The sequence below is a fragment of the Blautia sp. RTP21359st1_E11_RTP21359_211015 genome, assembly GCF_040910705.1.
Lineage (GTDB): Bacteria > Bacillota > Clostridia > Lachnospirales > Lachnospiraceae > Blautia_A > Blautia_A fusiformis.
In genome coordinates, this window is the sequence record NZ_JBDGAB010000009.1 from 81,911 (window position 1) to 92,412 (window position 10,502).

General features: G+C 41.4%; 10 protein-coding genes and 1 pseudogene. All 11 read left to right on the top strand.

The features are described from left to right. The 11 genes and pseudogenes from AB5026_RS05185 (at position 1) to AB5026_RS05235 (ending at position 10,302) form a co-directional block, all read left to right on the top strand. Positions 1-558, top strand: a complete 558-nt coding sequence (locus AB5026_RS05185; RefSeq protein WP_114002530.1) for an RNA polymerase sigma factor — start codon at positions 1-3, stop codon at positions 556-558. After that, a complete protein-coding gene (locus AB5026_RS05190) occupies positions 555-1,946 on the top strand; it encodes a DUF4179 domain-containing protein (RefSeq protein WP_173761520.1) in 1,392 nt (463 codons plus the stop codon). Before AB5026_RS05185 ends, AB5026_RS05190 begins: the two co-directional genes overlap by 4 nt. Before the next feature lie 156 nt (positions 1,947-2,102). After that, positions 2,103-2,540: a helix-turn-helix transcriptional regulator gene (locus tag AB5026_RS05195; protein WP_173761519.1), complete on the top strand. Its 438-nt coding sequence runs from the start codon at positions 2,103-2,105 to the stop codon at positions 2,538-2,540. A 10-nt stretch (positions 2,541-2,550) separates the two neighbouring features. After that, a complete protein-coding gene (gene lepB / locus AB5026_RS05200) occupies positions 2,551-3,108 on the top strand; it encodes a signal peptidase I (protein WP_173746161.1) in 558 nt (185 codons plus the stop codon). A 305-nt stretch (positions 3,109-3,413) separates the two neighbouring features. Then, entirely contained in the window at positions 3,414-3,755 is a 342-nt protein-coding gene (locus tag AB5026_RS05205; RefSeq protein ID WP_173761518.1) for a DeoR family transcriptional regulator, read from the top strand. Next, positions 3,748-4,044 (top strand): DUF3847 domain-containing protein, encoded by a 297-nt coding sequence (locus AB5026_RS05210; RefSeq protein ID WP_119234232.1) that lies wholly within the window; start codon positions 3,748-3,750, stop codon positions 4,042-4,044. Before AB5026_RS05205 ends, AB5026_RS05210 begins: the two co-directional genes overlap by 8 nt. A 393-nt stretch (positions 4,045-4,437) precedes the next feature. After that, positions 4,438-5,286: a MerR family transcriptional regulator gene (locus AB5026_RS05215; RefSeq protein WP_119234233.1), complete on the top strand. Its 849-nt coding sequence runs from the start codon at positions 4,438-4,440 to the stop codon at positions 5,284-5,286. A 145-nt stretch (positions 5,287-5,431) separates the two neighbouring features. Then, positions 5,432-6,724: pseudogene (mobQ, locus tag AB5026_RS05220) on the top strand (MobQ family relaxase); the annotation flags it as partial. A gap of 189 nt (positions 6,725-6,913) precedes the next feature. After that, positions 6,914-8,494 carry an ABC transporter permease gene (locus tag AB5026_RS05225; RefSeq protein ID WP_368212909.1) on the top strand — a complete coding sequence of 527 codons (1,581 nt, stop codon included), beginning with the start codon at positions 6,914-6,916 and terminating at the stop codon, positions 8,492-8,494. 122 nt (positions 8,495-8,616) lie between these two features. Next, positions 8,617-8,946, top strand: a complete 330-nt coding sequence (locus AB5026_RS05230) for a PadR family transcriptional regulator (protein ID WP_055066334.1) — start codon at positions 8,617-8,619, stop codon at positions 8,944-8,946. A gap of 3 nt (positions 8,947-8,949) precedes the next feature. Next, the gene (locus tag AB5026_RS05235) at positions 8,950-10,302 is read left to right on the top strand and encodes an FtsW/RodA/SpoVE family cell cycle protein (protein WP_173746153.1); all 1,353 of its coding nucleotides are present in this window, start codon (positions 8,950-8,952) and stop codon (positions 10,300-10,302) included. Positions 10,303-10,502: the final 200 nt, after the last annotated feature.

Below are 10,502 nucleotides of genomic sequence, written 5' to 3' on the forward strand. Positions count from 1 at the left end.
ATGAATGATGATGAAATTATAAACCTGTTTTTGAAAAGAGATGAGAATGGAATTATAGAATTGAGTACTAAGTATCACCCCTATTGCTACAAGATTGCCTGGAATTTATTGGCGAATAGAGAAGATGCCGAGGAATGTCTGAATGATACCTGGTTTTCGGTATGGTCACAGATTCCTCCTACGCATCCTTCTGTATTGGCACACTTTTGCGGTCGGATTACAAGAAATCTTAGTATTGACCGCTTAAGGAAAAAGTTTGCAGGCAAGCGCCCGGATGTTCATATGGCAGATGTTATGGAGGAAATGGAGCAGCTAAATGTAACTTATACCGTGGAAGAACAGCTGGCGGAAAAAGAACTGATGGAAACCATAAATCGTTTTTTGGAAGAAATGTCTCCAAAGGACAGAAATATTTTTGTACGAAGATACTGGTTTTTAGATCCTGTTTCTGCAATATCCAAAAGGCATCATATGTCAGCGGGAAGCGTGAAAATGAATTTATACAGAAACCGGAAAAAGCTGTTGAAACTGTTGGAAAAAGAAGGAGGACGCATATGAAAAAGTTTGATTTTTCAAAAGAATTTGGTAATATTGATCCGAAATATATAGAGGAAGCAGAGCGGGAATGGAGTGAAAAAAAGGAAAACCGGAGACCAAAAGGGTGGAGCAAAGCAGCAGCTGCCTGTGTGATCGTCACCTTGGGTTCTGTTATCTTTTCTAATCCACATATCCAGGCTGCAATAAAAAATATTACATTGTCCATAGGAGAAACCCTTGGTTTCCCAAAAGGCATTGAATCTTATACGGAAGTGTTGAATACCTCTAAGGAAGACAAAGGAATTACTGTAACATTAAAAGAAGTTGTTCTGGATAATGGGGTTCTGTTAACAAAGGTGCATGCAGAAAAAACATCTTCCGGGCAAAAGGACACGGATGATGTCCAGGATGACTGGACCTTTGCCAATACACAGCTTGACATTGATTATCAGAAAACTACAATAAATGGACAGAAAATTGAAGAATACGAAAGCGGACACCTTCTGCCATATTCGGACGAAGATTTGCTAAATACTGGACTGGATGAAAATGTCTATGATGCTGTTCTGGAATCCCGGTTTTCCCTTGATGGTGATTTGGGAGAAAATCCAGAAGTACATTTGGTACTCGGTGCCTATCAAAATGAAAATCTTGGCGAAGATTATTTCGCAGAGTTTGAGTTTGATTTTTCTATTCCCCATGAGGAGCTTATGAAACAGACAGTTCATAAAAAGCTGGAAGATGTTTCTGTTAAAACAGAAGAAGGAACCGTAAAATTAACAGACTTTTCCATGAATAAACTGCAAAGTATAATTAAGGCAGAAATTCCGGAAGAACTTGAGGAAAAGCTGTATAATGGTAATGAGATGATGCTTATGGGGACAGACAGTAAAGGAAATCAGGTACAGTATGAACTGCGCAGTAATTCGGCAGCAGATAGTAAAACTCAATGGAGTTTTAAAACCAGTTTCTGGGGCATGTATCAGCTGGATTCTGACGGTCCGGTTCTTTTGCTCCCGGATATTGACAGCGATTATCTGGAATTACAGCTTTATACCAGAGAACCTTACATGGCTGCTGCAGACACTGTCTGGGGTGATGACGATTTTGTAGAAATTGGTGAGACTACAGAAGAGGTAGAAGAAGTTCCAGAGGATACTTTGGAGGGAGAAAATCCGTCAGATGCAGAGGATCAGGTTGAAACTCAAATTATCGGAGGGGCAGATGCTCCCACAGAAGTAAGGCTTCAAGACGATACAGACCAGAAAGAAAATACCGACGCAGCAGATAAAACGGATGAAGATTACGGAACCGAAGAAAGCGCATATTATGATGGAGCTACAGGTGAAATCACTGCAGAATCTGGTTGGACACCTGTCGGGGATAAAATAAGGATTCAGATTAGGTAGAGAAACGTGAATCTGTTTTCAAAAATCCCATGTCAAAGAAGCTTTGCATACCTGTTTTTTTCGCTGTAAAAGGTAAATTGCTTTTCATTTGGCAGAAATTTTTATATAATCCAGGTGAGAAAGCAAAACCGATTGGAAGAACAGGAGCAGAGCAATATGAACATTGGAACGCAGATATTAAAAATACGAAAAGAAAAGGGACTGACCCAGGAGGAATTTGGAAAAATATTTCATGTTACCAGACAGACTGTATCTAATTGGGAAAATGAAAAGAGCTATCCGGATCTGCAGATTCTCATAGACATCAGCAACCGTTTTGATATTTCTCTCGATGTCTTAATAAAGGAAGATGTCAAAATGGTAAAAACCATGGATAAAGAAAGAGTGCTTGGATCATTGAAACGTGAAAAGTCTGTTATTGACTTTTTTACAGGTGCAGGAACTGGAATTGTAATCACCTGCCTGTTTTCAGCTGATACAATGGTCAGAACGGTTACCATTGTATTAGGCGTGGTCATGATCGGAATTGGCTGGTACCAGGAAGCAAAATATGACAAAAGATTGTTCAGATATATGAATGATGAAGAACGGTGAGGTGGAGAATATGAAAATCTGGCGTGAACTGTTAGGCTATGTGAAATTGATTGTAATAGTAGTGGCAATTACTCTGGTTATCAATAATGTTGTTTTGATTAACGCAAAAATCCCTTCACCCTCCATGGAAAAAACACTTATGGTGAAAGACCGCCTTTTCGGCTTTCGGCTTGCGTATGGAATTAATCTTAATCTGTTCGGTTATGAAATTTCTGAAAAGTTCAAGGACCCGGAGCGATTTGATATTGTAATATTCAAATACCCAGATGATGAAAGTCGTCTTTTTATCAAAAGAGTGATCGGACTGCCGGGAGAAGTAGTGGAAATTAAGGATGGGAAAGTTTACATTGATGGTTCACCCACTCCATTGGATGACTCTTTCATTCCGGAGAAAATGATCGGAAGTTATGGTCCATATACAGTTCCGGAAAACTGTTATTTCATGCTTGGTGATAACCGGAATGATTCGAAGGATTCACGTTCATGGAAAAACAAATTCGTGCGATTTGACCAGCTTGTGGGGAAAGCTGTTGTAAGATACTATCCATCTTTCAAGTGGTTAGGATAATAAGAAACGCGAATATCAGTGGCTTATTAAGCACTGGAATATTCGCGTTTTTTATTTGATATCACTAAGATTATATATTTTCAAATATATGTAATCAGTTGGCCACATGATCAAGTTCTTTACAATACGCATTGGGAGGATTGCAAGCATGAGCTTTCCTTTTATCTCAATGACCGGGGGCGTGTCACTTACAACGAATTATGCCGGAAATGCCAGCATGGGTGCAGGCAGAGCTTCCGGGCGGTTGTGATTGACTGCCCCCGTTATTTATCCAAACGAGCAAAGAAAAAGGAGAAACACACCGAATGAATTTTGAATTTATGACGATAGACACACCATTGCCGCCCTGTATGCCATTTCCCAGAGCGTTGACAGGATTTCCAGTCAGCAGCACCGCAAAGGTTATGTACTGCCGGATGTTGGACGCTATGCGCTCCAAAGGGCAGGAGGACGAGAACGGAATCCTGTTTGTCTGCTTCCCTGTCACAGCCATTGCCGCAGTCCTGTCCCACAGCCCTATGACGGTCAAGCGTTCTCTGAATGAACTGGAAACCGCCGGACTTATTATGCGGGTGCGTCAGGGCGTTGGAGAACCAAACCGGATTTATGTGCTGATACCGGGAAAGGAGGATGCTGCCCTTGTCTGATACCTCAAAGCTGGAAAAGCTCAACCGGGAGCTGGAAAAAAGTGAAAAGAAACTGCGGAAAGCCATCAATGATGAAAAGGCGTTGAAGCACCAGTTGAAGCAGCTTACCCGAAAGGAACGGACACACCGGCTCTGTACTCGTGGCGGTATGCTGGAAAGTTTTCTGCAAGAGCCGGAACGCCTGACAGATGATGATGTCATGCTGCTGTTGAAACTCATTTTTCACAGACAGGACACACAGGAACTATTGAAAAAACTGCTGGAGCGGGAGAAACCGGAAACCCCTTAGTTTACTAAGGGCGCAATTATACACCACCCAGAGGTTGGTGCATTGCGTTCTCCGAAGGCTCCTCGCCGGAGGGCTGTGATTTGTGCGAGCAATGAGCCGAACGAATATGCTTGCATATTCACTCGGCGAATGCCGCAGCAGCCGACAGAATGTCGGCTTCCGCAGTCATGGTTTGCTCCAAATCAAACAGGGGACGCTACGCTTTTATGGACTTGCCATCTGGGGACACCTTGCCTTGCAGCTATTCCCAGCCGACAAGTATAGTTGAAGAACTTCTCTATCTTTTGATAAAGACAGAAAAATGTTATACTGAAAAAAATCAAAAATACCTATTGACTCTTACGGAACGTCATAGAATAAAGTTATCTTATCAAGAACAGGAGGTCAGCAGTTATGAGGACGGTAAAAGAAATATCAGATTTAACAGGTATCAGCGTTCGCACGCTTCACTATTATGATGAAATTGGCTTGTTAAAACCAACGAAAAAAAGTGATGCGGGATACCGGCTTTATGACGATAAGGCATTGGAAACATTACAACAGGTTTTGTTTTTTCGTGAGTTTGATATTCCGCTGAAAGAAATCAAAGCTGTTATGGAAAATCCAGTTCTTGAAAGAAATCAAATTTTGCAAATGCAGAGAAAAATGCTGGTAGCAAAAAAAGAACGCATGGAACGATTGATTAACAGCATTGATGACATTCTGAAAGGAGATAATAAAATGGACTTTGCGATTTTTAGTAAAACAGAAGTGGAAGAAATGTTCCAAACTATGATCGAGCATATGCCAGAAAATATGAAAAATCTTGCAGTCAAAGAATTTGGAAGCGTTGAAGAATGGAAAAAACATTATATTGAGGTGGTTTCATCAGAAGAAATGCAGAAGGGATATGCCAAGGTTGTTGAATGGTATGGCGGAAAAGAGAAATTCTTATCTGTTGCAAATAATCCTATTAGCAAGGAGGTTGCTGAAAGCTATAACAAACGAATTGAAGGGATTTTGCAAAAACTAATAGCAAAAAGAAACTGTGATGTAAATTCTTTGGAAATTAATAAAATCGTCAAAGAGTATGGTTTGGCTATGAAGGAACTTTCTCAGATAAAAAATGAAGAAGAATTTATGCTGGCACAGGCTCAATATTATCGCAACGAAAAAATCAAACCAATGATAGATGAAAAATACGGTAAAGGTGCTTCTGAATTTTTCTCACAAGCAATAGAAGCTGTTTATAACATTAAGTAGTAGTTAATATTTAACTAAATACCCGCCGCCCACACAGCGGCACACCAAGCAGGAAATCTGAAAAAGGTCTCCTGCTTTTTTTCTGCTCAAAATGAGGTGGTAAAACACCACCCCATCCATGAATCAAAGAAAGGAGGGACACGAAATGCCCTGTCCACACAACAAAATCACGATTGTACAGCGCAGCCAGCGGCAGTCTGCGGTTGCCGCCGCTGCTTACCAGAGTGGCGAAAAACTGTTCTGTGAATATGACCAGCAAGTGAAGCACTACCCGGAAAAGCGTGGTATCGTTCACAATGAAATCCTGCTCCCGGCAAACGCCCCGCCGGAATATGTAGACCGAAATACCTTATGGAACGCCGCCGAAGCGGTGGAGAAGCAATGGAACTCCCAGCTTGCAAGGCGGTGGGTGCTTACCATCCCCAGAGAGATACCGTCCGACCAGTACGCTGTCCTTGTCCGGGAGTTTTGTCAACAGCAGTTTGTTTCCAAAGGTATGATTGTTGATTTTGCCATCCATGACCCCCATCCGCCAGGACACAACCCCCACGCCCCTGTCCTGCTGACCATGCGGGCAATGGACGAACATGGGAAATGGCTTCCCAAGAGCCGCAAGGTTTATGACCTTGACGAGAATGGGGAACGGATGAAACTTTCGTCCGGCAGGTGGAAAAGCCACAAGGAGGATACAGTTGACTGGAATGATCAGAAGTATTGCGAAATCTGGCGGCATGAATGGGAGGTCATCCAGAACCGCTATCTGGAAGCCAATGACCGCCCGGAGCGTGTGGACTTGCGTTCCTATGCCAGACAAGGACTTGATATCGTTCCTACTGTCCATGAGGGAGCTGCTGTCTGGCAGATGGAAAAGCGTGGCATCCAGACGAATATCGGCAACCTGAACCGGGAAATCAGAGCCGCCAACAGTTTGATGAAGTCCATCCGGCATCTTATCCAAAATCTCAAAGGCTGGATTACCGAGCTAGGCGAAAAACGGAAAGAATTGCTTGAACAAAAAGCGGTGGAGGAAGCGACACTTCTTCCCAATCTTCTGATGAAGTATATGGAGATACGAAAGGAAGAACGGAAAAGCTGGACGAGAGCTGGACAGAACCGGGGAACTTCACAGGACTTAAAGGCAGTCAGCGAAGCCCTGTCTTATTTTCAGCAAAAGGGACTTTCCACTGTGGAGGACTTAGAAGCGTTTCTGGAAGCGTCCGGGAAATCAGCCGCAGATTACCGCAATCAGATGAAGCCAAAGGAAGCCCGCAGCAAAGTGATTGACGGGATTCTTGCAGCTCGGACGGACTGCAAGGAATGTAAGCCTGTCTATGAAAAGTACCAGAAGATATTTTTCAAGAAAACAAAGGAGAAATTCAAACAGGAACACCCGGAGGTTGCCCGGTATGAGAAAGCCGCTGCTTATCTTGCCAAGCATGCATTTACTTCTGTTATGGCACAAAACGAAGTGACAAATAATGAGTTAACCTATTATGTGCAGTTTGAAAGTGCAACGAAAGCAGCAAATGCAAAAAGAGAATTACAGACACAGTACCAATTACCTGATGAGAGTATTTCTGAAAATACTGGTGTTATGGGTATGTCTGGACAAAGTAACAGTACTGCGATGCAGAGTATATACGGATTAGCAGCAATTCTATTTGTTTTAGTGTTGCTGGCAGGGATATTGATGATTTCTGGCAGCATGAATAGCATGATTGCACAACGAACTCAGTTTTTTGGAATGTTGCGTTGCATTGGTGCAAGTCATGTGCAAATTATCCGCTTTGTTCGTTTGGAAGCATTGAACTGGTGTAAAATAGCGGTACCTATAGGGGTGTTCTTCGGAACAATAATTAGTTGGATTATTTGTGCCACACTTCATTATGGAATTGGTGGAGAATTTTCTACAACACCAGTCTTTCAGATCAGTCCTGTTGGACTAATCAGTGGTGTGGTTGTCGGCGTGGTAACTGTATTTTTAGCGGCGCAATCCCCAGCAAAACGGGCTGCTAAAGTTTCACCTATATCAGCGGTTTCTGGCAATATAGATAATAAAGTTTCTGCTAACCACGCTATTAAGTTTAACTTAGGGAAAATTGACAATTCGCTTGGTTTCCATCATGCAATTGAAAAAAAGAAAAACTGGTTTTTAATGACAGCTTCTTTTGCATTAACTATTATGTTGTTTTTTTCCTTTTCTGTGATTTTAGACTTTGCAAAGCAGCTTGTTCCATCGCAAAATGTCACATCAGCCGACATAGCATTATCAAGTTATGCAAATAAACTGGATATTGAGCGTAGCCTGGTCGATGAAATAAAAAAAATAGATGGGGTTGCAAATGCTTATGGAAGCAGCTATATGGAAAATATCCCCGCAACATCTTCAAGAGCAGGGATAGACCATATCAACATTGTTTCTTATGATGATACACTGCTAGATTACTCAAAAGAAAGTATTGCTCAGGGAGCATTGGATACAGTTTATGGGGACAGTAACAAAGTGGCAACCGTATATAATAGAAATAATTCACTGCGTATAGGTGATACTATCCAGTTTGCAGGCGAGGAAGTAGAGATTACTTGCACTCTGTCACAAGGGCTCTTTGGAGATGATTTGATTATTATTTGTTCGCAGGAAACATTTGACCGTATCATGGGTAATACAAAGTATGGTCTTATTGGAATTCAATTAGATTCAAATGCAACTGAAAAAACGATAGCAGAAATTAGAAGCCTTGAAAATGATGACATTATTATCACAGATCAGCGTGAAAGCAATAAACAAAATAATGCTACCTATTTGGCGGTACGAATTGTTTGTTATGGTTTTCTGGCTATTGTCGGAATTATCTCGCTGTTTAATATCGTCAATAGCATCTCCATGAGTGTATCTGCACGGATGAAGCAGTATGGAGCAATGCGAGCTGTTGGTATGGATAATAGACAGCTTAAACGAATGATTTCTGCGGAAGCGTACACCTATGCAATTTCTGGTTTGATAGTTGGATGTGGTATTGGACTTCCTCTTAGTCGATTTTTATATAATCGTCTAATTGCACATTATTTTGGAATTGAGTGGAGTTTTCCTATCCTACGATTTGGAATCGTTGTTGCCTTTATCTTCATATCTGCTATTGTATCTGTCTATGCCCCTGCAAAGCGCATACGTAATATGGAAATTACCGAAACAATCAATGAATGGTAATAGCCATTAGTTTTGATAAATTTTATTGATATATTGACAAATAATGTAAAATAATCTATTATATAGATGACCGATACATAGAGCGCCGATATATAACTTGTTCTAAGAAGGGGGTGGACCAGATGGCTATTGAAAGAGCATTGGTTTCAGGAAGTATGGCAATGCTTGTAATGAAACTTTTGTCTGAAAAGGATATGTATGGATATGAGATGATCGACACACTGAGGCAAAAATCTCAGAATGTATTTGAGCTGAAGGCTGGAACTCTTTATCCATTGCTGCACAGCTTGGAAGAGAAAGGACTCCTGACAGTATATGAACAGGATGTAGCTGGAAAGACCAGAAAGTATTATAGCCTTACCAGACAGGGAAGAGGATTCCTGGAAAAGAAAATAGAGGAATGGAAAGAGTATTCTGCAGCAGTGACCAATGTGCTTATACTGGAGGTGTGAGTTATGGATGAATATCTGAAATTATTGCTGGAACAGATTCGCTGCACAAAAGCCAGACCATACATAAAACAGGAACTGCAGGATCATATGGAGGATCAGATTGCGGAAAACATGAAGGCAGGCATGGATCATGAACAGGCAGAGAAGGAAGCCGTCAGAGACATGGGGGATCCTGTGGAAACAGGAATCTCCCTTGACAGTATCCACAGACCTCAAGCTGCATGGAAACTTTTGGGAATGATTATACTTATCAGCATTGCAGGTGTTCTGATACATGCAGGGATTTCCGGAAAAGCCAGTGAGAATGCGGTAGCCGGTTCTGACAGATATGTGTTTCATGTTATGATCGGGCTGGCTGTCATGATGATTTTGTATCTGCTGGACTATACCGTACTGGCAAAATTTTCAAAAATAATTGCAGCTGTTTTATTGTCCGCCTGTTTGCTGGTTATATTGGAAGGAGGCCAGGTAAACGGAGCAAGGATTTTTATATCACTGCCAGGAGGCAGAAGAGGCATGGATGTACAAAAACTGATGCTGTTTTATGTCCCCATATATGGAGCAATTTTATATAAATATCATGGGTGGGGATACAAGGGACTGGTAAGAGCAATCTTATGGCTGATTGCTCCAGTAATATTAGTTTACAGCCTGCCGGCACTCAGGACAGCTTGTGTGATGCTGGTAACTATGCTGACTATGTTGACGATCGCAATCAAAAAGGACTGGTTTACTGTCAGAAAGAAAAGAACTATCTGTGGAATCTGGGCTGTGTTTTTGACCGCGCCCATAGCAGCTTTCCTGGGTATGTACCTGAGAAACAGGCTGGCGGAATATCAAATTGCGCGCATACAGGCGATGTTTTCCAGCGGTAGCGAAACAGATTATCTCACAAAAATGTTGCATTCACTTTGGAGACAAAATAAGCTGATCGGGAAAAGCAAATCAGATGTAACGGGAATCCTGCCAGCATTTAACGCGGATTACATTCTGACCTATCTGTCATCTGTATATGGAATAATTGCAGCTATACTTTTGTGCTGTGTTCTTGCGGTTTTGATTTTTGCAGTCTTTAACACTGCGTTGCGACAGAAAAATCAGCTGGGTATGATGATGGGATGCGGGTGCGGAATTGTATTTCTCATCAGTTTTTTGATAAATGTCCTTGAGAATCTTGGCGTATTTCCGCAATCAATAACATTTCTTCCGTTTTTTTCAGCCGGAGGAAGCTGTATCATAGTTTCTTATGGACTCATGGGAATCGTGCTGAGTACTTACAGGTATAAGAATATTTATCCGCGACATCCTGAAGCAGGCTTTATGTCCATTAATTCTAAGGTAAAAAAAGTATCGTAATATTATCCAATGCGTCGTAAAACCCCCTGCTTCAGCTATGGGGATATAAGACGCGTCCATCGAATTTATGCAAGTAATTGAAGATGGACAAAATAGTAATTGTATTAATTAATGAACCATAGCATAATACAAATATGAACACAACATATAAATCAAACAACAATGTCGTCTATTCCTGTAAATACCATGTAGTATGGTGT